Annotated in this window: 14 protein-coding genes and 1 pseudogene; 12 read left to right on the top strand and 3 right to left on the bottom strand. The window is 63.5% G+C overall.

The features are described 5' to 3' along the window. Positions 1 to 374: 374 nt before the first annotated feature. Entirely contained in the window at positions 375 to 1466 is a 1092-nt protein-coding gene (locus PG887_RS07180) for an HD-GYP domain-containing protein (RefSeq protein ID WP_109113209.1), read from the bottom strand. A 266-nt stretch (positions 1467 to 1732) separates the two neighbouring features. On the opposite strand from PG887_RS07180, the gene rimO reads away from it, so the two are divergent. From rimO to PG887_RS07125, 11 genes and pseudogenes are all read left to right on the top strand, one after another. Further along, positions 1733 to 3061 carry a 30S ribosomal protein S12 methylthiotransferase RimO gene (gene rimO / locus PG887_RS07175; protein WP_010673908.1) on the top strand — a complete coding sequence of 443 codons (1329 nt, stop codon included), beginning with the start codon at positions 1733 to 1735 and terminating at the stop codon, positions 3059 to 3061. Positions 3062 to 3606: 545 nt separating this feature from the next. After that, positions 3607 to 5289, top strand: a complete 1683-nt coding sequence (locus PG887_RS07170) for an ABC transporter substrate-binding protein (protein ID WP_039040531.1) — start codon at positions 3607 to 3609, stop codon at positions 5287 to 5289. Positions 5290 to 5406: 117 nt separating this feature from the next. Then, positions 5407 to 6390, top strand: coding sequence for an ABC transporter permease (locus PG887_RS07165; RefSeq protein WP_270821404.1), 984 nt, complete (start codon positions 5407 to 5409; stop codon positions 6388 to 6390). Position 6391: 1 nt separating this feature from the next. Next, complete coding sequence (locus tag PG887_RS07160) at positions 6392 to 7297, top strand: ABC transporter permease (RefSeq protein WP_010673904.1); 906 nt, start codon at positions 6392 to 6394, stop codon at positions 7295 to 7297. Beyond that, positions 7294 to 8317 (top strand): annotated as a pseudogene (locus PG887_RS07155) (ABC transporter ATP-binding protein). Before PG887_RS07160 ends, PG887_RS07155 begins: the two are co-directional and overlap by 4 nt. 11 nt (positions 8318 to 8328) lie before the next feature. Continuing rightward, positions 8329 to 9327, top strand: a complete 999-nt coding sequence (locus tag PG887_RS07150; protein ID WP_039040529.1) for an ABC transporter ATP-binding protein — start codon at positions 8329 to 8331, stop codon at positions 9325 to 9327. A gap of 107 nt (positions 9328 to 9434) precedes the next feature. Further along, the gene (locus tag PG887_RS07145; RefSeq protein ID WP_270821403.1) at positions 9435 to 11162 is read left to right on the top strand and encodes a glycoside hydrolase family 9 protein; all 1728 of its coding nucleotides are present in this window, start codon (positions 9435 to 9437) and stop codon (positions 11160 to 11162) included. 104 nt (positions 11163 to 11266) lie between these two features. Further along, positions 11267 to 12139, top strand: a complete 873-nt coding sequence (locus PG887_RS07140; protein WP_270821402.1) for a BadF/BadG/BcrA/BcrD ATPase family protein — start codon at positions 11267 to 11269, stop codon at positions 12137 to 12139. A 67-nt stretch (positions 12140 to 12206) separates the two neighbouring features. Further along, a complete protein-coding gene (locus PG887_RS07135) occupies positions 12207 to 14063 on the top strand; it encodes a beta-N-acetylhexosaminidase (RefSeq protein ID WP_270821400.1) in 1857 nt (618 codons plus the stop codon). A 192-nt stretch (positions 14064 to 14255) separates the two neighbouring features. Next, on the top strand, positions 14256 to 15809 hold the full coding sequence (locus PG887_RS07130; protein WP_103243539.1) for a methyl-accepting chemotaxis protein: 1554 nt from the start codon (positions 14256 to 14258) through the stop codon (positions 15807 to 15809). Between the two features lie 66 nt (positions 15810 to 15875). Next, positions 15876 to 16226 (top strand): MGMT family protein, encoded by a 351-nt coding sequence (locus PG887_RS07125; protein ID WP_048207207.1) that lies wholly within the window; start codon positions 15876 to 15878, stop codon positions 16224 to 16226. Between the two features lie 83 nt (positions 16227 to 16309). Here PG887_RS07125 and PG887_RS07120 read toward each other — a convergent pair whose 3' ends face one another. After that, the gene (locus tag PG887_RS07120; RefSeq protein WP_164882089.1) at positions 16310 to 16480 is read right to left on the bottom strand and encodes a hypothetical protein; all 171 of its coding nucleotides are present in this window, start codon (positions 16478 to 16480) and stop codon (positions 16310 to 16312) included. A gap of 115 nt (positions 16481 to 16595) precedes the next feature. Then, positions 16596 to 19217 carry a type I DNA topoisomerase gene (topA, locus tag PG887_RS07115; RefSeq protein WP_039040523.1) on the bottom strand — a complete coding sequence of 874 codons (2622 nt, stop codon included), beginning with the start codon at positions 19215 to 19217 and terminating at the stop codon, positions 16596 to 16598. Between the two features lie 360 nt (positions 19218 to 19577). Between topA and astB the strand changes: the two genes are divergently transcribed. After that, a complete protein-coding gene (gene astB, locus PG887_RS07110; protein WP_270821399.1) occupies positions 19578 to 20915 on the top strand; it encodes an N-succinylarginine dihydrolase in 1338 nt (445 codons plus the stop codon). Positions 20916 to 21145 lie beyond the last annotated feature (230 nt).

The following is a 21145-nucleotide window of genomic DNA, read 5'->3' as shown; positions in this document are numbered from 1 at the left end:
TTTCAACTATACAAGAATTATTGAAATGATCAAAGCGTCACCACCGAGTCGGCATCGCGGCGGAACAGGCCGCCAGAGGCGCCGCCCCGGCCATGTCGTGCCCACTAGCGGCCTCATGCCAGTCATATGGCTAATATCTGGCCTCTTTTTATAAGGCACTCTTATGACCTTACCCCGGACAATCCTCCCGTTGGCCGCCCCGCTCACCGCGGCGCCCTGCCTCGCCGCAAAGCCGCAATGCCGCAATGCCGCAGAACAACCCCGGCGCCGGATGCACCTAAAGGCGATGAAACGAGAGAGGGCCCCAGGGCCCCGCCGTCAGATGACGGGGCCTGGGGAATCCGGGAGAAACCGGGGAGGAGAGAGGGGCGCAATCAGGTGATCACGGGATCCCGATATTGCCGATGGATGGCACAAAACGCCTCCCGGCTTTGCAGCGCCGCCGCGACGCAGACAGGGTCGAACTGACTGCCGGCATGGGTCTTGAGGTATTCAAAGGCCGTTTCGAGGGGCCAGGCCTGCTTGTAGGGTCGCTCGCTGGTGAGGGCGTCAAACACATCCGCCACCGCGACGATGCGGGCTTCCAGGGGGATCGCCTCCCCCGCCAGTCCTTCCGGGTAACCCTGACCGTCGAAACGCTCGTGGTGGTAGGCGATGATGTTCTTCAGCATGTCGGTGTGATGGATGCCGTCGAGGCCGAACTCGCGGATCATCAGGGCGATCATCTCCCGTCCCTTGAAGGGGTGGGTCTTCATCACCCCGTACTCCTCGGCCGTGAGCTTGCCCGGCTTGAGCAGGATGGCGTCGGGCACCGCAATCTTGCCGATATCGTGCAGCTCGGAGAAGAGGTGAATGAACTCCACCTCCTCGTCACTCAAGGGGTAATGGGCTGCCACCTCCCGGGCGATGAACCGCGAATAGGCCGACATCCGGTGCAGGTGATTGGCGGTCTCCTCGTCCCGGTAGCGGCTGAACTCCCGCACCGTGGTCAGGGCCCCGTTCAGGGTCTGGATGGAAAAGAACTCCACCGCGATGATGGCCGCCAGGATCTGGGCATAGGCCGCCAGCTCACCGCAAATGGCGCCATCGAAGTAACCGAGCTCTTTGGCATCGCAAAACAGAAAGCCGAACAAGCGACTGTTGAGCAGCAGCGGCTCGGTATAGCTCGACGCGTACCCGGCCGCCAGCACTTTGCGGCTGTGCTCGGAGGGGGAGCCCAGCAGGGAATCCAGGGTATCGAGCACCCTGGGCTGCTGGTGCTCGGCCAGGTAGCGCAGGGAAGGCACCTCGCTCAGCCTGACCTCGTACTGCAACAGCGGCGAGCCCCCGTCCGTGCTGTGGGCAAAGGTCTTGAGCTGGTCCGTCTGCGGGTCGTAGATGGCGATCGCCACCCGGCTCAACTTGTCAAACCGCTGCCTGAGGGTGGCGTGCACATTCTGCACTTTCTCACCAAATGAACTCTCCATCCCGCACATCCTTCTGTAGGCCTGTTGGGAGTATAGTGACACCCGTTTTGCCCCTCCTGCCAAATGGTGACGGCGCACAGGGATCGTGATCCCGCCCGCACTGGCGACGGCTCCCTCCCTGCCCGTGGTCATGTCACGCCCGCCCCACCCCGCGTCCCCGGACAAAGAGATTGTTCGCTTCCGACGTGTCGGCTGTATAGTTTTTGGTTAGCCATTCCGGTAAAATCCGCGCCCTTGAATAAGAGCCACCTAAGAGTGATTGAGCGATGTCCAACACAAAACAGGCCCCCAAAGTAGGATTCGTCTCCTTGGGTTGCCCCAAAAACCTGGTCGATTCCGAACGCATCCTGACCCAGCTGCGTACCGAAGGGTACGACGTGGTGCCCAGCTATGACGATGCGGAGCTGGTGGTGGTCAACACCTGCGGCTTCATCGACAGCGCGGTGCAGGAGTCCCTGGAAGCCATCGGTGAAGCCCTGGCCGAGAACGGCAAAGTGATCGTCACCGGCTGCCTGGGTGCCAAAGAGAACCAGATCCGCGAGATCCACCCCAAGGTGCTCGAGATCACCGGTCCCCACGCCTATGAAGAGGTGCTGGGCCACGTCCACAAATACGTGGAAAAACCCACCCACAACCCCTTCACCAGCCTGGTGCCGGCCCAGGGCGTCAAGCTGACCCCGCGCCACTACGCCTATCTCAAGATTTCCGAAGGCTGCAACCACCGCTGCACCTTCTGCATCATTCCCTCCATGCGCGGGGATCTGGTGAGCCGCCCCATCGGCGAAGTGCTGGCCGAAGCCAAGCGCCTGAAAGAGGCTGGCGTGAAGGAGATCCTGGTGATCTCCCAGGACACCTCCGCCTACGGCGTGGACGTCAAGCACCGCACCGGTTTCTACGACGGCATGCCGGTCAAGACCAGCATGGTGGCCCTGTGCGAAGAGCTGGCCAAGCTCGGCATGTGGGTGCGCCTGCACTACGTCTACCCTTACCCGCACGTGGATGACGTCATCCCCCTGATGCGCGACGGCAAGATCCTCCCCTACCTCGACATCCCGCTGCAGCACGCCAGCCCGCGCATCCTCAAATTGATGAAGCGCCCCGGCTCCGTCGAGCGCACCCTGGAGCGCATCCAGAAGTGGCGCGAGATCTGCCCCGAGATCACCCTGCGCTCCACCTTCATCGTCGGCTTCCCCGGCGAGACCGAGGAAGAGTTCCAGATGCTGCTGGACTTCATCGACAAGGCGGAACTGGACAGGGTTGGCTGCTTCAAATACAGCCCGGTCGAGGGTGCCAAGGCCAACGAGCTGCCGGATCCGGTGCCGGCCGAGGTGCAGGAAGAACGCTTCCAGCGCTTCATGGAGCTGCAACAGCAGGTCTCCATCCGCAAGCTGGCCCGTAAAGTGGGCAAAGAGATGCTGGTGCTGATCGACGAGGTGGACGAAGAGGGTGCCACCGGCCGCTCCGCCGCCGATGCCCCCGAGATCGACGGCCTGGTCTACCTGAACGGTGAAACCGGCCTCAAGCCCGGCGACATGGTCAAGGTCCGCATCGACGAAGCGGACGAGTACGACCTCTGGGCCAGCCTGGTGGAATAATCACGCCACTCCCCCTCAAAGCCAGTCGGTCTCACCGACTGGCTTTTTTAATGTCCGCCGCCCGTCAGGCTCTTGCATGCCCCCCTGTCATCCCCTGTCCCGCCCCTCATCACCGATCTCCCTCCCCTCCCTCTTTTCGCACGCGCCCGTGAACCAGCGCACACTTCTCTCCTGCCACATGAGCCGCTTGTTTCCTGCGCAAAAATAAGCCGTGTCAACGGGGAAAAAACGAGCACGATCCAGCTCACATTATCGTTGTCACAGGGAGTAGCAAGGTGACTTTTTACTTTGTGAGAATTAATGCAACTGTATAATTTAAAAGGATTAAAAATACATTTTGACGATAATGACGTGCGCCGTGCAATTTTTACGATATCGACGAAATGAAGAGTTGTTGTTTTCCTGTTAATTCTGCTTTTCTAAGGGCGTTGGACGACACAACTACAAGGGTGCAAAACCTGACCAACAGCGAGGGCCGGTATCCAAGCATGCGATGTCGGTGCTCCATTCCAAAACCATGGAAGACCAATAAGAAAGGAAAAAATATGCTTGCCAAAGTATCCAAAATCGCAACCTCAGTCATGCTGGGAACTCTGCTTGCCGGTGCCACCGGCACAGCCATGGCCGCCGACAACAAGACGGTGCTGACCCTGGTTGCCCAGCAGGAAACCGCATGGGTCAAGAACTTCAACCCCTTCCTGCAAGCGGGTCTGCTCCACACCACCCGTCACTTCATCTATGAGCCGCTGGTGATCTTCAACGATATGCAGGGTGGCAAACCCGTCTATCGTCTGGCTACCCACTACGCCTTCAGCGATGATCTGAAATCCGTCACCTTCGACCTGCGCGAAGGGGTCAAGTGGTCCGATGGTGAAGCCTTCACCGCCGACGACATCCTCTTCTCCTTCAACCTGGTCAAGGCCAACAAGGCGCTGGACGAGCGCTCCATCTGGACCCAGATCAAGGGTGTCGAGAAGCTGGGTGACCACAAGGTCAAATTCGACCTGGCCGAGGTCAACACCAACGTGGTAAACGACCTGGTGCTGGTGCCCATCGTGCCGGAACACCAGTGGAAGTCGGTGAAAGACCCGGTGGCCTTCACCAACGACAAGCCGGTCGGGACCGGTCCCTTCACCGAAGTGGACAACTTCTCCGCCCAGCTCTACACCCAGTGCCGCAACCCGCATTACTGGGACAACGCCAGCCTCTCCATCGACTGCCTGCGCATGCCGCAGATGGCCACCAACGACCAGGTACTGGCCGCCGTGATGAAGGGTGACGTGGACTGGTTCGGCTCCTTCGTACCGGACATCGAGCGCCTCTACGTCGGCAACGATCCCAAGAACAACAAGTACTGGTTCCCCGCCTCCGGCACAGTGGCGTTCAACGTCAACTTCCAGAGCAAGAACCCGGGCAACCACGAAGCCTTCAACGACATCAACTTCCGCCGCGCCTTCTCCATGGCCATGGACCGCCAGTCCATGGTGGACATCGCAGGCTACGGCTACCCCACCGTCAACGAGTACCCGTCAGGGCTTGGCAAGGCATTCGCCTCCTGGGACAACCCGGACGTCGAGAAGAAGTACGGCAAGTACAACAAGTTCGACCTGGAAGGGGCCAAGGCCCTGCTGAAACAGGCGGGCTACAAGGACTGTGACGGCGACAAGTTCCTCGACACCCCGAGCTGCAAGAAGATCGAGTTCAAGGTGCTGGTGCCAAACGGCTGGACCGACTGGGTCAACACCGTCCAGATCGGGGTCGAAGGCCTGCAGGCCCTGGGCCTGAACGCCAAGACCGCCACCCCGGAAGCCACCGTCTGGACCGAGTCCCTGATCACCGGTGACTTCGACGTCGCCCTGCAGGGGTACTTTGCCGGTGCCAACCCGCACAAGTACTTCGAGACCGCCTTCCACTCCCGCAACATGGGTGAGCGCGGCAACCGCTTCGCGGCGCCCCGCTACAAGGATCCCGAGCTCGACAAGCTGATCGACGACTTCACCCAGACCGCCGATGCCGCCAAGCAGAAGGAGATCATGTTCGCCATCCAGGAGCGTGTCGGGGCCAACCAGACCATCATCCCGGTGTTCAACAACCCGACCTGGTACGAATACAGCACCAAGCGCTTCAATGGCTGGTTCAGTGCCGACAACCCGGTCGCCAAGCCGCAGGTACACCCGGACACCCCGGAACGTCTGCTGCACGTGCTGTCACTCAAGCCAAACAGCTAATCACCCCGGCCCCCTGCGGGGGGCCCTCTTCCCCGCCATGTCTTCCATCCCCCGCACCTGCCGGGGTTGGGGGAGCTTTGCCCGGCGCGGGGCAGGCTTGCAGTAAAAGGTATCACCATGGGATTTATACTTAGACGCTTCTCCTTCTATCTGGTCGCCTTCCTGGTGGCCGCCACCATCAACTTCCTGCTACCCAGAGCCATGCCGGGGGACCCCGTCTCCGTCATGTTTGCCCGGGCCGGCGCCATGATGGAACCCGCCGCACTGGAAGCCCTCAAAGCCACCTTCGGTTTCGTGGACGGCCCCATCGGCACCCAGTTTCTCACCTATGTGAAGAGCGTCTTCACCTGGGATCTCGGCACCTCGGTGCGCTACTACCCCCAACCGGTTGCCGACGTCCTCGGCCGCGCCATCGGCTGGACCCTGTTCCTGGTGGGCACCTCCACCATTCTGAGCTTCTCCATCGGCTCCATCGTCGGCATCTTCGCCGCCTGGTACCGGGGCGGACGCATGGACAGCATCCTCTCCCCGCTCACCCTGGTGATGCAGGCCATCCCCCCCGTGGTGGTCTCCCTGCTCGCCCTCTTCCTGTTCGGCGTGAGCCTCGGCTGGCTGCCCATCGGCTACGCCTACAGCCCCGAGATCCCCGCCGATTTTGGCTGGGAACACATCAAGAGCATCCTGCTGCACGCCATCATGCCGGTGGGCACCCTGGCCGCGGTGCAGGTAGGGGGCTTTCTCATCACTATGCGCAACAACATGATCAACCTCCTGGGCGAGGACTACATCACCATGGCCAAGGCCAAGGGGCTCTCCAGCAACCGGGTGATCTTCAACTACGGCGCCCGCAACGCCGTGCTGCCCAGCGTCACCACCCTCTCCATGGCACTCGGTTTCGTCATCGGCGGATCCCTCATCACCGAGGTGATCTTCAACTACCCCGGCCTGGGACTGACCCTCTATCAGGGCATCCTGGCCCGTGACTACCCCCTCATCCAGGGGCAACTGCTCATCATGACCATCACCATGCTCAGCTTCAATTTCCTGGCGGACGTGCTCTACGTCTTCCTAGATCCCCGTCTGCGTACAGGAGGCAAATAAGATGCGTATGCCGACTATCTTGAAAATCCTGCTGGGCAACAAGAAGGCCGCCTTCGGCCTCGCCATCGTGGTCACCTTCGTGCTGATGGCCCTGTTCGCCCCGCTGCTCGCCAGCAACGAACCCACCAAGCGGGTCGCCCGCCCCCACCAGCCCCCCAGCGTGGAGCTGGTGATGGGTTCCAACCGCATGGGCCACGATCTCTGGGCCCAGTTCACCAACGGCGCCCGTATCTCCCTGATGGTGGGCTTCGGGGCAGGCCTGCTGGTGTGCGCCCTGGCCATCACGGTGGGCATCACCGCCGGCTACTTCGGCGGCGTGGTGGACGAGTGCCTCACCTTCCTGATGAACGTGGTGCTGGTGATCCCGAACCTCCCCCTGTTGCTGGTGCTGGCAAGCTTCATCGGAGAGGCCTCCCCCATGGTCATCGCCCTCATCATAGGGTTGACCTCCTGGGCCTATGGCGCCCGGGTCATCCGCGCCCAGACCCTGGCCCTGCGGGAGAAGGAGTTCGTCATCGCCGCCGAGGTGCTGGGTGAACCGGCCTGGCGCATCATCCTAGTGGAGATACTGCCCAATCTCATCTCCATCATCGGGGTGAGCTTCATCGGGTCCATCATCTACGCCATCGTCACCGAGGCGACCCTGGAGTTCCTGGGCTTGGGCGACCCCACCGTCGTGAGCTGGGGCATCATGCTCTACAACGCCCAGACCTCGAGCGCCATCTTGGTGGGCGCCTGGTGGGAGATCCTGGCCCCCTGCTTCGCCATCGCCACCCTGGGGGCGGGTCTGGCCATGCTCAACTTCGCCATCGACGAAATCGCCAACCCGCAGCTTCGTTCCCACAAGGGCCTGCGTCGCTGGAAGCAACTTGCCACTCCCATCACTGCTCAGGAGAAGACAGCATGAAGCCGCAACAACCCCTGCTGTCGGTGCGCCAGCTCTGCGTCGACTACATCACCGAGAGCGGCGACGTGCGCGCCGTCAATTCGGTCAGTTTTGACATCATGCCGGGTGAGGTGTTCGGCCTCGCCGGCGAGTCCGGCTGCGGCAAGTCCACGGTCGCCTTCTCGGTGGCAAGGCTGCACAAGCCGCCCGCCTACATCAGCGGCGGCGAGATCCTGTTCAAGGGAGAGAACATCCTCGGCTTCGATGACGAGCGACTGCGCAGCTACCGCTGGCGCCAGGCGAGCGTGGTATTCCAGTCCGCCATGAATGCGCTCAACCCCGTGCTGCGCATGGAAGAGCAGTTCTGCGACGTGCTCTTGGCCCACAACCCCGGCATGACCCGCTATGAGGCGATCAAACGTGCCCAGGAGCTGCTGGAGATAGTCGACATCCACCCGAGCCGGCTCAAGGACTACCCGCACCAGTTCTCCGGCGGCATGCGCCAGCGGCTGGTGATCGCCATCGCCATGGCCCTCAACCCCGAGCTCTTGATCATGGACGAGCCGACCACGGCGCTGGACGTGGTGGTGCAGCGGGAGATTTTGCAGAAGGTCTATGCGCTCAAGGCAAAGTTCAACTTCTCCATCCTCTTCATCACCCATGACCTGTCGCTCATGGTCGAGTTCTGCGATCGCATCGGCATCATGTACGCGGGCGAGCTGGTGGAGGTGGCGCCAGCCAAGGCGATCCTGACCACGCCCCTGCACCCCTACACCCGGGGCCTTGGCAACTCCTTCCCCCCCCCTGCACGGGCCCAAGACCGTGCTGGAGGGGATCCCTGGCAGCCCACTCAATCTGCTGGAGGTGCCGGTGGGCTGCCGCTTCCAGGCACGCTGCGCCAGGGTGCACGCGCGCTGCCGCCAGGAATACACCCGGCTGGCCGAGATCCGGCCCGGCCAACAGGCTGCCTGTCACCTTCATGAGGCAGCAGAGGAACAACCGGATCTTCCGATCCATCTGGACAAGGCCGCTGGCTGTTAAGGATGTCTGTCATGCAAATCGCCCAAACCGACGCGCCCATCATCGAGGTCCAGCACCTCTACAAGGACTTCGCCGTCAACTCCAACGCCATCAAGAGCGGCAAGATGCGGGCACTGTCCGACATCACCTTCAACCTGCACCGGGGGCGCGCCCTGGCAGTGGTGGGGGAATCCGGCTCCGGCAAGAGCACCATCGCCAAGATCATCGCCAAGATGTACAAGCTCTCCAACGGCCGCATCCTCTACCGTGGCCGCGACCTCGAGGAGTTCAACAAGGGCACCGCCCTGCTGGACTATCGCCAGAGCGTGCAGATGGTGTGGCAGGATCCGTTCGGTTCACTGAATCCGACCCACACCATCTACCACCACATCGCCCGCCCCCTGCTGCTGCACAGCAAGGTGAGTGACAAGCGGGATCTGCCCGACATGGTCTATGGCCTCCTTGAAAAGGTGGGGCTGACCCCCGCCAAGGCGACCGCGGCCAAGTACCCGCACCAGCTCTCCGGCGGCCAGCGCCAGCGGGTCAACATCGCCCGCAACCTGGCGGTGGAGGCGGAAGTGGTGCTGGCGGACGAGCCCACCTCCATGCTCGACGTCTCCATTCGCATCGGCATCCTCAACCTGATGGAGCAGATGAAGAACGAGCTCGGCGTCTCCATGCTCTACATCACCCACGACATCGCCACCGCCCGCTACGTGGCGGAAGATCTGGCGGTGATGTACGTGGGTCACATGGTGGAGTGGGGAGAGGTGGACGAGATCCTGCACCACCCCCAGCACCCCTACACCCAGTTGCTCATTTCGGCGGTGCCGGATCCCGAGAAGAGCATCCACGCCGAGCTGGAGGGAGGCCGCAAGGGGGAAATCCCGCTCTGGACCCCGGAATCCCGTGGCTGTCCCTTTGCCGGGCGCTGCCATCAGGCCATGCCCCGCTGCAAGGAGAGCCTGCCCCCGGTGACCCGGCTCGCCGACAACCACTTCGTGCGCTGCTACCTCCACGAACAGGGGTAAGCAGGCCCGCGGCCGGGCGCCGTCGCCCGGCCATGCCTCGCGTCGGGGCCGCAAGGCCCCGCAATGAGCCTCGCCCGTCAGGGGCGAGCCTTCGGAGTAAGACCTTGATGGAACTTTTGATCAACCAGGTGGGTTACGAATGTCACGGGGAGAAGAGCGCCCTGCTGCAGTGCGGCGCCGACCTCGATATCCGCGGCCACGTCAGGTTGCTGCGCCAGCAGGACGACCACCTTTTGCTGGAGACGCCGCTGGTGGCAGCGGGATGCGTCCCCGGCTGGCAGGGGCGCCACTACTGGCGGGCCGATTTCTCCGCCTTCACCGAGCCCGGCCACTACCGGCTGGAGGCCGTCGTGACCACGGGAGCGCAGGAGCGTCTGGTGCGATCCCCCCCCTTTGCCATCGACCGAGGGCTGCTGGCGCGCCGCTGCCTCTCCGATGTTATCCACTACTTCAAGGGACAACGCGCCAGCGGCACCTTCGACCGGGCGGACCGCAGGGCACGCCTCTTTGGCACCGATCAGCGCCGGGACGTACATGGCGGCTGGTTCGACGCCAGCGGCGACATGAGCAAGTACCTGAGTCACCTATCCTACGCCAACTACCTCAATCCCCAGCAGACCCCCATGGTGGTCTGGTCCCTGCTCAAGTGCAGGGAACTCCTGGCGACACGTCGCGATATCGACGGGATGAACCTGTGTAAACGGCTCAATGACGAGGGGCTGCACGGGGCGGATTTTCTCTGCCGAATGCAGGACGAGCGCGGCTTCTTCTACATGACCCTGTTCGACAAGTGGAGCAAGGATCCCGAGCAGCGGGAGCTGTGCGCCTATGCGACCCAGCAGGGGATCAAGTCCGCCCGCTGGCAGGCGGGTTTTCGCCAGGGGGGCGGCATGGCCATCGCCGCCCTGGCCCGCGCCGCCCGGGAACCGATTGGCGGCGACCTTGACACAAGCCAGTACGCCGAGGCGGCAAGACGCGGCTACCTGCACCTGCGCGAGCACAACCTCGCCTACCTGGATGACGGGGTCGAGAACATCATCGACGACTATTGCTCCCTGCTGGCGGCGGTCGAGCTCACCAGAACGCTGGGCGCCGAGTGGCTCGCCGAGGCGCGGGATCGGGCCGGCCGGCTGTGCGCCCGCCAGCGCGCCCACCCCGATCTCGGCCATCATTGGGCCGCCAACGACGATGGCTCTCGCCCCTACTACCACGCCGCCGAGGCGGGCCTGCCGGTGCTGGCGCTGCTGGAGTATCTCGCCATCGAGCCGGATCCGGCGCGCCAGTGGGCGGCCAGGACCGTCGCCGAGCAGGCCCTGGCGGCCGAGCTGGCCCTCGCGGCCCGGGCAGGCAATCCCTTCGCTCTCGCCCGCCAGTATGTGAAAGGGGTCGATGAGGCGCCCCGGGTGAGCTTTTTCATGCCCCACCACAACGAATCCGGTTACTGGTGGCAGGGGGAGAACGCCCGGCTGGCGTCGCTCGCCACCATGGCATTTGCTGCCGCACAGCACCTGCCCGGGCAGAGCGCACTGCTGCGCACCTTCGGCCAGCAGCAGCTCGACTGGATCCTGGGGAGAAACCCCTTCAACGCCTGCATGCTGGCGGGTCAGGGCATCAACAACCCGGAATACACCGCCGGCTACCCCAATGCGCAGGGGGGGATCTGCAACGGCATCACCGCCGGCTTCGATGACGAAAATGACGTGGCCTTTATTCCAGAGGCGTACAAGGATCGGCTGGATCAGAACTGGCGCTGGGGGGAGCAATGGATCCCGCACGCCGCCTGGTTCGCCCTGGCCATCACCTGGCAGAGCACACAAGGAGGCCACCATGATTGAGAGCGGTTCACACATCACTGGCACCGGGGAGAGCCCTGGCTCCTCCATACCGCCAGCCAGATTTACCCTGGCCATCACCTGGCAGAGTGTGCAGGGAGGCTCCCATGATTGAGTTCTGGGTCGGGGTGGACGGCGGCGGCACCCACACCCGGGCCCGCATTCGCAACAACGCAGGCAAGCTGCTCGGCGAGGGGCGCGCCGCCGGCTCCAATCTGGAGCTGGGCATCGCCCTCGCCCACGGCCATGTGCTGGCTGCCATCGATCAGGCCCGCATCGACGCGGGTCTGCCCAGGGAGAGCGAACAGCGGATGGGAGTCGGGCTCGCACTCGCCTCCGCCGAGCTCGCCGACTGCTACTACGCCATGCTGACCATGCCCTTCCCGTTTGCGCGGGTGAAGCTCACCTCCGATGCCTTTGGTGCCTGCCTCGGCGCCTTCGACGGCCAGGAGGGGGCCATCCTGATCGCGGGCACCGGCTCGGCGGGGCTCATCTACCGGGAGGGACGCCTTCGCACCTGCTCGGGTCGCGGATTCCCCGTCTCGGATCTCGGCAGCGGCGCCTGGCTCGGGCTGCGCGCCATCCAGCAATCCCTGCTCTGCCACGACGGCATCCTGCCCCCCAGCACCCTGGCGGTGCGCCTGATGGATCACTTCAAGCGGGATCAGGCCGAGGTGGTGCGCTGGGCCGCCCGCGCCATCCCGGCCGACTATGGCCGCTTCGCCCCCTGGGTGTTCGATGCCGCGAGCGACGGGGACGAGCTCGCCACCGCCCTGCTGGATGAGACCTGTGCCCAGCTCGGCATGCTGCTGGAGGGAATGACCCAGCTCGGGGCAGACCGGATCGCCCTGCTGGGCGGCATCGGCACGCGCCTCGCCCCCCGTCTGGGCCACTTCCATCTGGTCGCCCCCAAGCGCGACGCGCTGGAGGGGGCCATCCTGTTTGCCAGGACGGAGGCGCTGCCATGTCTGCATCCCTGAGCCTTGCCGGGCCGACAACCCCTGCGGGACAGGCTCCCGTTTCCTTCACCCCATCAGAGGAATTCCCATGTCCGCACCCCTGATCCACACCCGGGTCGATCACCGTGACGGTGACGATGTCTGGTTTCGCTTCACCCTGAGCCAGCTGCCAGCAGCCCCCTGGAAACTCCACTTCTGCCTCGCCCGCCAGATCGATCCCCACTCGATCGAAGGGGGCTCCCTGGAGCGCCAGAGCGGCAGTTACAAGGTCATGGTGCCCCATGAGGGGGTGAGCGAGCTGCGCTTCTGCTGTCGCAACACCCCGCTCAAGCATGACTCCGATATGCCCAAGGGTTTCTTCCTGAGCCTGGAGAGCAAGGGACAGCTGCAACCCCTGGTGCTGGAGGGGGAAGACCTTGGCCTGACCAACCCGCCCTCCCCGGGCCCCGACCTGCCACAGGTGGAGGCCGTCAACGGCCTCGTGCCCCAGCCCGCCCACCTGATTTATACAGAAGGCAACTTCCGGCTGGCCGAGCGGGCCCACGTCGACGGCCCCGTACCCCTCGCCTCCCTGCTCGCCCATTTCAACGAGCTGACGGGCCTGGCCCTGACCCAGGATCACGATGCGGAGATCCACCTCGTCGAGGCGACACTTCTCCCCGAGGGGTATGAGCTCACCATCACCCCTGATGAGATCGTCATCCGGGCCGCCGGCGAGGCGGGCTGGCGCCACGGGCTGGTGAGCCTGGCCCAGTGGGCGCTGCAACACGGAGAGAGCCTGCCCTGCCTGACGGTGCGGGATGCACCGCGCTTCGGTTTTCGCGGCATCTTCCTCGACTGTGCCCGCCACTTCCACTCCATCGCCACCCTCAAGCGCCTGCTCAAGCAGATGAGCCTCTACAAGTTCAACCGCTTCCACTGGCACCTGACCGATGACGAGGGGTGGCGCCTGGAGATCAAGGCCTTCCCCCAGCTGACCGCCGTGGGAGCCTGGCGCGGCCATGGCCTGGCGGTGGGGCCCCAGCTGAGCGGCGGCCCCGACCCTTATGGCGGCTACTACACCCAGAGCGAGGTGCGCGAGCTGGTCGCCTACGCCGCCGGGCTTGGCATCACCATCATTCCGGAAATAGACATCCCGGGGCACTGTCACGCCGCCATCAAGGCGCTGCCCGAGCTGCTGGTGGAAGAGGCAGACCGCTCCCGCTACCTCTCGGTGCAATATTTCGACGACAACGTGCTTAACCCGGCCCTGCCCGGCACCTACCGGTTCCTGGACGCCGTGATGGACGAGGTGTGCGATCTCTTCCCCGGGAGTCAGGTTCACATGGGGGGGGACGAAGTGCCCACCGGCGTCTGGACCGACAGTCCCGCCTGCCAGCAGCTGATGGCCGAGCAAGGGTATCAGGATTACCGCGAGCTGCAGGGCCACCTGCTGCGCCACTGCCAGCAATACCTGGCCCGCAAGGGCAAGCAGATGCTGGGGTGGGAGGAGATACTTCACGGTGACAAGGTGAGCCGGGAGGCCACCGTCTTCGCCTGGACCAGCTTCCAGGCCGGCCTGGATGCCGCCGCATCCGGTTACCCCGTGGTGATGGCGCCTGCCCAGCACCTCTATCTGGATCTCGCCTGGAGTCAGGACATCCACGAGCCGGGACTCTACTGGGCGGGTACCCTCAACCTGGCGCAGGTGCATGCATGCGATCCTGCACCGGCCGATTTCCATGCCAACGATAACATCCTGGGGGTGCTGAGCCCCTTGTGGTCGGAACTGATCACCTCTCGCGATCGTCTCGACTACATGTTGTTCCCGCGCATGCTGGCCACGGCAGAGGTGGCCTGGAGCACTCCCGCCCGCAAGGTGTGGGAGCACTTCGTCGCCCGTCTGCCCGGCCAGCTGCACATCCTCGACCAGTTGCAAGTGCGTTACCGGGTGCCACAGAGGTAGTGTTATCTTTTTCTTTTCGGCGACCTTTTGGTCGCCGTTTTTTTACCCATCGACAACAAAAACCCAACCTAGCCCCTACTTTTCATCTGCCTTTGTTGGCAAAATAAGGCCCCCGATGAAACCAGACAGGGGATGCACCTCCCTGCGGTTCCGCCACAATAACAATCAGCAAACAGATCGGAGCTTACCCTTATGGCCCGCAAACACGCCCAGGTCGTGGACAGTGAAGTGGAATTTCCCGCCGACGTGCAACTCGTCTCCACCACGGATCTGCGCGGCGTCATTACCTACGCCAACCCCGCCTTCTGCCGCATCGCCGGTTACCAGGTCGATGAACTGGTCGGCCACAACCACAACCTGGTTCGCCACCCCGACATGCCCAAGGCCGCCTTCGCCGACCTCTGGGATCGCCTCAAGGAAGGCAACCCCTGGCGGGGAGTGGTGAAAAACCGCTGCAAGGATGGCCGCTATTACTGGGTCGACGCCTACGTCACCCCCATCTACGAGCACGGCAAGATAAGCGGCTACCAGTCGGTGCGCTGCAAGCCCGACCCCCAGCTCAAGCAGGCTGCCGCCCAGGCCTATCGGGCCCTGCTTTCGGCCGAGCAACGGGGCACCCCGGCCCGCCCCTCGCTGCGCCGTTTCAGGCCGCTGATGCTCGGCCTGCCGCTGCTGGCGCTGCTGGTCTGGGCCGCCCTCACCCAGGGCCCCCTCACCGCGCTGCTGATGCTGCTTCCCCCCCTCGTCATTGCGGGCGCCTACTGGCGCGAGCTCATCGCCTTGCCCCGCTATCTCAGGCAGCTCGGTCAGCAATATGACAGCCTGACCCGGCTGGTCTATTCGGGGGATGCCCCGGGTGCCATCGCCGATTTTCACCTGAAGATGCTGCAAGCCCGGATCCGCACCGTGCTGGGGCGGGTCGACGATGCCACCCATCCGCTTCAGGCCCTGGCAACCGATCTGCAGGACTCCTCACATCGCGCCTTCCTCGACATCAACGAGCAGGATGCCCAGACCCAGCAGATGGCGGCCGCCATGACCCAGATGGCCAGCACCGCCCACGAAATCGCCCGCAACATCCAGGACACCAACGGCCAGGTGACCGAGGCACGCAGCAGTTGCCAGAGCACGGTGGAACAGCTGGACCAGACCCAGCAGCAGATGACCAGGCTGGCCAGCCAGGCGGAGCAGGCCTTCCACTCCGCGGTGGAGCTCGCCAGCGAGTCGGAGCGCATTGGCAGCGTGATGGGTGAAATCCAGGGCATCGCCGAGCAGACCAACCTGCTGGCCCTCAACGCCGCCATCGAGGCCGCCCGTGCCGGCGAGCAGGGGCGCGGCTTTGCGGTGGTGGCGGACGAGGTGCGCACCCTGTCGACCCGTACCCACAAGGCGACCGAGCAGATCCAGGGCAGCATCAGCCAGATCCAGCACACCCTGGAGCGCTGGCAGGGCATGATGCAGGACAACCTGGCCCAGACCCGGGAATGTGTCGAGATGACCCGCCAGGGATCAGGCAACCTGCACCTGGTGCTGGGGGAAATCGATCAGGTGACCGAATTCTCCACCCAGATCGCCGCCGCCGCGGAGCAGCAGCAGGTGGTGGTGGAGGAGATCAGCCGCAACATCCACCAGATCTCCGAATACTCCCGTGCCAACAGCCAGAAGATCCAGGCGGTGGACGACTCCAGCCAGGAGCTGCTCAGGCGGGCCCGCGAGCTCAGGGGACTGAGCCAGACCTTCGGCTGACAGATTGCAAGCCCCATGACAGAAGCGCCACAATGGCGCTTCTGCTGTTTTTGACGAGCCATCATCATGAGAACGAACGCGCCCCCTCTGGACAAGACGGCCCGCATCGAGGCGATCCTGGCCCTGATCCCCCCCGGCCGCGTGGTGAGCTACGGCCAGGTGGCGGATCTCGCGGGCCTGCCCGGACGAGCAAGACTGGTGGGCAAGGTGTTGCGGGAGACCGACAAGGTGCTGCCCTGGCACCGGGTGCTGGGGGCGGCAGGCACCATTTCGCTGCCAAAAGGATCCGCAGGCTTTGACAGGCAAGCGGGGCTGCTGCAGGAGGAGGGGGTGCCCGTGATTGGCGGGCGGGTCAGGATGCGGGAGTGGCAGTGGCAGCCCGACCTGGCCGAGCTGCTCTTTCTGGTTCCCTTCTGACGAGGCTGGCACGTCCCGAAGGGATGGGGGCTCTTGCAACAAAGGGAGGGCCTCTGTGATCGCCCTCCGTCACGTTCTCTTCCCTAGTCGCTGGCAATGGGTCCCAGAATGTCATCGCTGCGCACCTGTACCGGGATGGTCTCATCCTCCCGTTGCAAGAGCACCAGCAGACTCTGTCTGTCCACCTCCAGCACATAGGCTGTCCCTTCACGGGTCAGGCAGGTCATGCCCGGCCGTATTTCATGTATCTCCATGACAACTCCCTGTCTTGCGCTGCCATCCATGCAGCCATTCCAGTATATCGCCATCCACCAACAAAGAAGCCCCTCGCAAGGGGCCTCTTTCATCATGCTGTGAGCGGCGTCGCCATCAGGCTTTCTTCGCCTTGGGCAGGCTCTCCTGCCATTTTCCGTTGTCGTAATGGGCTGTCCAGCCGGTCGCCTTGCCGTTGACCTCGGTCATCACGTACTGCTCCTTGGTCTTGCGGCTGAAGCGCACCACGGAGGCGTTTCCGTCAGGATCTGACGCCGGGGCGTCCGCCAGGTACTGGTGCTTGGGAGAGAGGCGATCGCGGAAACGCTTGAGCTCCTCCACCAGGGGCGCACGGGTCTCGCGGGATTTGGGGAAGTTGCTGGCGGCCAGGAAGAGACCGGCAGCGCCGTCCCGCAGCACGAAGTGGGCGTCGGACTGGGTGCATTTCAGCTCGGGCAGGGGTACCGGATCTTCCTTCGGCGGCGCTATGTCACCATTTTTCAGGATCTTGCGGGTGTTCTTGCAGCTCTCGTTGGTGCAACCCATGTATTTGCCGAAACGGCCGTTCTTGAGCTGCATCTCGGAGCCGCAGCGATCGCACTCGATGCTCGGCCCTTCGTAGCCCTTGAGCTTGAACTGCCCCTGCTCCACCTCGTAGCCATCGCAATCCGGGTTGCGACCGCAGACGTGCAGCTTGCGGCTGTCGTCGATGATGTAGGCGTCCATGGCGGTGCCGCAGATCCCGCAGCGATGCTTGGCACGCAGGGCATCGGTTTCCGCCTCGTCCCCGTCGGTGGCGGAGACGAACTCGTCCGCACTGACCAGGTTGATGGTCTTCTTGCAGCGCTCCTTGGGCGGCAGGGCATAGCCGGAGCAGCCGAGGAAGACGCCGGTGGTGGCGGTACGGATACCCATCTTGCGGCCACAATCCGGGCAGTCGATATCGGTCAACACCATCTGGTTGGCACGCATGCCCCCCTCTTCATGGGGCTTGTCGGCCTGCTCCAGCTCCTGGGTGAACTCGGCGTAGAAGGCGTCGAGCACCTTCTTCCACTCCAGGCTCCCCTCGGCGATGCCGTCGAGCTTGTCTTCCATCTTGGCGGTGAACTCGTAGTTCATCAGCTCGACGAAGTTTTCCACCAGGCGGTCGGTGACGATCTCCCCCATCTTCTCGGCGAAGAAGCGGCGGCTCTCGACCCGCACATACCCACGGTCGACGATGGTGGAGATGATGGAGGCGTAAGTGGACGGACGGCCGATGCCGCGCTTTTCCAGCTCGCGTACCAGGGCCGCTTCGGTGAAGCGGGCGGGCGGCTTGGTGAAGTGCTGGCGCGGATCCAGCTTGACCAGTTTCAGCACCTCGCCGACGGTCACCGCCGGCAGCTGGCTGTCTTCACCCTTGCGGCCCATGGGCGGCAGGGCCTTGGTCCAGCCGGCGAAGCGCAGGGTGCGGCCACGGGCCTTGAGCTCGAACTCCCCAGCCTTGACGGTCAGGGTGGAGGAGTCGTACTGGGCCGGGGTCATCTGGCAGGCGACAAATTGGCGCCAGATGAGGTCATAGAGCCGCATGGCATCGGGCTCCATCCCTTCCAGCATCTCGGCAGTCACCTGGACGCTGGAGGGGCGGATCGCCTCGTGGGCCTCCTGGGCATTGGCCTTGGCGCCGTAGAGGTTCGGATCGCTCGGCAGGTAGGCGGCACCATACTGCTCGCCGATGTATTCCCGCACCGCATCCACCGCCTCTTTGCTGAGGTTGGTGGAGTCGGTACGCATATAGGTGATGTAACCCGCTTCATAGAGACGCTGGGCCATCATCATGGTCTTCTTGACCCCGAAGCTCAGACGGGTAGAAGCGGCCTGCTGCAGGGTGGACGTGATGAAGGGAGCGGACGGCTTGGAGCCGGTCGGCTTGTCTTCCCGGTTGACCACCTTGTAGTCGACCCCTTCCAGGGCCGCCACGGCGGCGAAGGTCTCGGCCTGGGTCACCGGCTTGAAGTCGGCACCATTGCGGCTGACCACCTCCATGCGCAGCTCGCTCTTCTCGGCGGTGAGCAGGTCGGCGTTGAGATCCCAGAACTCCACCGGCACGAACGCCTTGATCTCCCGCTCCTTGTCGACGATGAGGCGCACCGCGACGGATTGCACCCGACCAGCGGAGAGGCCGCGGGCCAGCTTCTTCCACAAGAGCGGGGAGACCATGTAGCCCACCACCCGGTCGAGGAAACGACGGGCCTGCTGGGCGTTGACGCGGTGAATGTTCAGCTCGGACGGCTGGGCGAACGCCTCCTGGATGGCGCTCTTGGTGATCTCGTTGAACACCACGCGCTTGTAGCGGCTGTCGTCGCCACCGATGATCTCGCGCAGGTGCCAGGCGATCGCTTCCCCCTCTCTATCCAAGTCGGTTGCGAGATAGATGGTGTCGGCCTTGGCGGCCAGACTTTGCAACTCGCTGACCACTTTTTCCTTGCCGGGCAAAATCTGGTAGTTGGCCTGCCAGCCTGCGGTCGGGTTGATGCCCATCCTTGAGAACAGGGCGTTGCGATCCTTGGCCGCCTTCTCGGATTCGCTGAGCTTGATGCCGCGAATGACAGGTTTTTTGGGCTCGGTGCTGGCGCTGCCGCTGGTCGGCAGATCGCGCACGTGGCCTACGCTGGATTTCACCACGTAGTCCTTGCCCAAATATTTGTTGATGGTCTTGGCCTTGGCCGGAGACTCCACGATGACCAGTGATTTGCCCATGCTGTAACTATTATCCTCATTGCACCCGACGGGGTTGGCGTGCGGTTTTGTGGGGCTGTATAAGAGATTTGACGGGAAAAAGCAATCTTGCGGGTCAATTTGCCCGACAGCCCGAACCGCCCTGCTTCTTTATTTATTAATGCGAAGCCGGGGCGCGGGAAGCAACCGCTTTTTTGTTTTTATGCTATATCCCCCCCTTTTTTAGATTGGAAATGACATATCCAGCCACCCTTGTGACATAAAAACCCATTCTGGTTATCAGCTTGTTACAAAGGATGAAATCTCTTTATAATGGCCGCACACCGCAGCTTTGTGCGCGGAAGGAACCGCTCCCCATATAAAAATCGAAAGGATGTGATCATGAAGCACTTCGAGGTCAACTTCGACGGCCTGGTCGGCCCCACCCACAACTATGCCGGCCTCTCCTATGGCAACGTCGCCTCCCAGAGCAACGCCAAAGAGGCCTCCAACCCCAAGGAAGCGGCCAAGCAGGGGCTGCGCAAGATGAAGGCGCTGACCGACCTCGGCATGGTGCAGGGCGTGCTGGCGCCACAGGAGAGACCGGATCTCGCGACCCTGCGCCGCCTGGGCTTCACCGGCAACGATGCCAGCGTCCTGACCCAGGCGGCCAGACAGGCCCCCGCCGTGCTGGCCGCCTGCTACTCCGCCTCCAGCATGTGGACTGCCAACGCCGCCACCGTCTCGCCGAGCGCCGACACCCAGGATGGCCGCATTCACTTCACCCCCGCCAACCTGACCAACAAGTTCCACCGCTCCCTGGAGCCCGAGGTGACCGGGCGCATCCTGCGGGCCGTGTTCAACAACGATCGCCACTTCTATCACCACCAGCATCTGCCGGAGAACGACCACTTCGGTGACGAAGGCGCCGCCAACCACACCCGGCTGTGCCGCGCCTATGGCGAAGCGGGGGTCGAGCTGTTCGTCTACGGCCGCAGCGCCTTCGACGTCTCCCAGCCCGCCCCCAAACGCTATCCGGCCCGCCAGACCCTGGAAGCGAGCCAGGCCATCGCCCGCCTGCATGGCCTTGGGGATGAGAGTGCGGTCTTCATCCAGCAGAACCCGGACGTGATCGATCAGGGGGTGTTCCACAACGACGTCATCGCGGTGGGCAACCAGAACGTGCTTTTCTTCCACCAGCAGGCGTTCCTCCATACCGAGGCGGCGCTGGCCGAGGTGCGTACCAAGTTCGGCGACGGTGAGCTGCACTTCATCGAAGTGCCGACCAGCGAAGTGTCGGTGCAGGATGCGGTGAAATCCTACCTGTTCAACACCCAGATCCTCACCCTGCCATCCGGCGAGATGGCGATCATCGCCCCCACCGAATGCCGCGACAACCCGGCGGTGTCCGCCTATCTGGCCAGGCTGGTGACCCTGGGCACCCCCATCAAGGACGTCCACTACATGGACGTGAAGCAGAGCATGAGAAACGGCGGCGGCCCCGCCTGTCTGCGTCTGCGGGTTGCCATGAACGACACCGAGCTCGCCGCGGTCAACCCGGCCTGCCTCATCACCGACAGCCAGTTTGCCCGCCTGGATCAGTGGGTCGAGAAGCACTATCGCGACAGCCTGGCGCTGGACGATCTGCGGGACCCCTCCCTGGTGCTGGAGACCCGCACCGCCCTGGACGAGCTGACCCAGATCCTGAAACTGGGTTCCGTCTACCCCTTCCAGCGCTGAGAATCTGTCACGATCTGACTGCCAGGTCGTGATCAAGACTTCTGCACTGCTCTTTATCTTGCTGACGGCCTCTCGCGACAGCTCGTAGACAGGTGCCAAGCCGCCACAAAGCCATCAAAAAGCCGGGCAATGCCCCAATGCTGTTCACTTAAGCGGAGCCGCATTGCGATTTACCGGAAAACGGGTCTTTGATATCTTCACCGCCCTGGGTCTCGATGGCCTGGGGCGTT

The organism is Aeromonas sp. QDB14, from assembly GCF_027707845.1.
Taxonomy (GTDB): domain Bacteria; phylum Pseudomonadota; class Gammaproteobacteria; order Enterobacterales; family Aeromonadaceae; genus Aeromonas; species Aeromonas caviae.
The sequence above is the reverse complement of the archived record's forward strand: the minus strand, read 5'-3'. Positions and strand labels throughout refer to the sequence as shown.

What these genes read in the sequence shown, in the direction of transcription:
- PG887_RS07180 (WP_109113209.1), bottom strand. Translation starts at nt 1,466, where the DNA reads ATGGAGAGTTCATTTGGTGAGAAAGTGCAGAATGTGCACGCCACCCTC.
- rimO (WP_010673908.1), top strand. Translation starts at nt 1,733, where the DNA reads ATGTCCAACACAAAACAGGCCCCCAAAGTAGGATTCGTCTCCTTGGGT.
- PG887_RS07170 (WP_039040531.1), top strand. Translation starts at nt 3,607, where the DNA reads ATGCTTGCCAAAGTATCCAAAATCGCAACCTCAGTCATGCTGGGAACT.
- PG887_RS07165 (WP_270821404.1), top strand. Translation starts at nt 5,407, where the DNA reads ATGGGATTTATACTTAGACGCTTCTCCTTCTATCTGGTCGCCTTCCTG.
- PG887_RS07160 (WP_010673904.1), top strand. Translation starts at nt 6,392, where the DNA reads ATGCGTATGCCGACTATCTTGAAAATCCTGCTGGGCAACAAGAAGGCC.
- PG887_RS07150 (WP_039040529.1), top strand. Translation starts at nt 8,329, where the DNA reads ATGCAAATCGCCCAAACCGACGCGCCCATCATCGAGGTCCAGCACCTC.
- PG887_RS07145 (WP_270821403.1), top strand. Translation starts at nt 9,435, where the DNA reads ATGGAACTTTTGATCAACCAGGTGGGTTACGAATGTCACGGGGAGAAG.
- PG887_RS07140 (WP_270821402.1), top strand. Translation starts at nt 11,267, where the DNA reads ATGATTGAGTTCTGGGTCGGGGTGGACGGCGGCGGCACCCACACCCGG.
- PG887_RS07135 (WP_270821400.1), top strand. Translation starts at nt 12,207, where the DNA reads ATGTCCGCACCCCTGATCCACACCCGGGTCGATCACCGTGACGGTGAC.
- PG887_RS07130 (WP_103243539.1), top strand. Translation starts at nt 14,256, where the DNA reads ATGGCCCGCAAACACGCCCAGGTCGTGGACAGTGAAGTGGAATTTCCC.
- PG887_RS07125 (WP_048207207.1), top strand. Translation starts at nt 15,876, where the DNA reads ATGAGAACGAACGCGCCCCCTCTGGACAAGACGGCCCGCATCGAGGCG.
- PG887_RS07120 (WP_164882089.1), bottom strand. Translation starts at nt 16,480, where the DNA reads ATGGAGATACATGAAATACGGCCGGGCATGACCTGCCTGACCCGTGAA.
- topA (WP_039040523.1), bottom strand. Translation starts at nt 19,217, where the DNA reads ATGGGCAAATCACTGGTCATCGTGGAGTCTCCGGCCAAGGCCAAGACC.
- astB (WP_270821399.1), top strand. Translation starts at nt 19,578, where the DNA reads ATGAAGCACTTCGAGGTCAACTTCGACGGCCTGGTCGGCCCCACCCAC.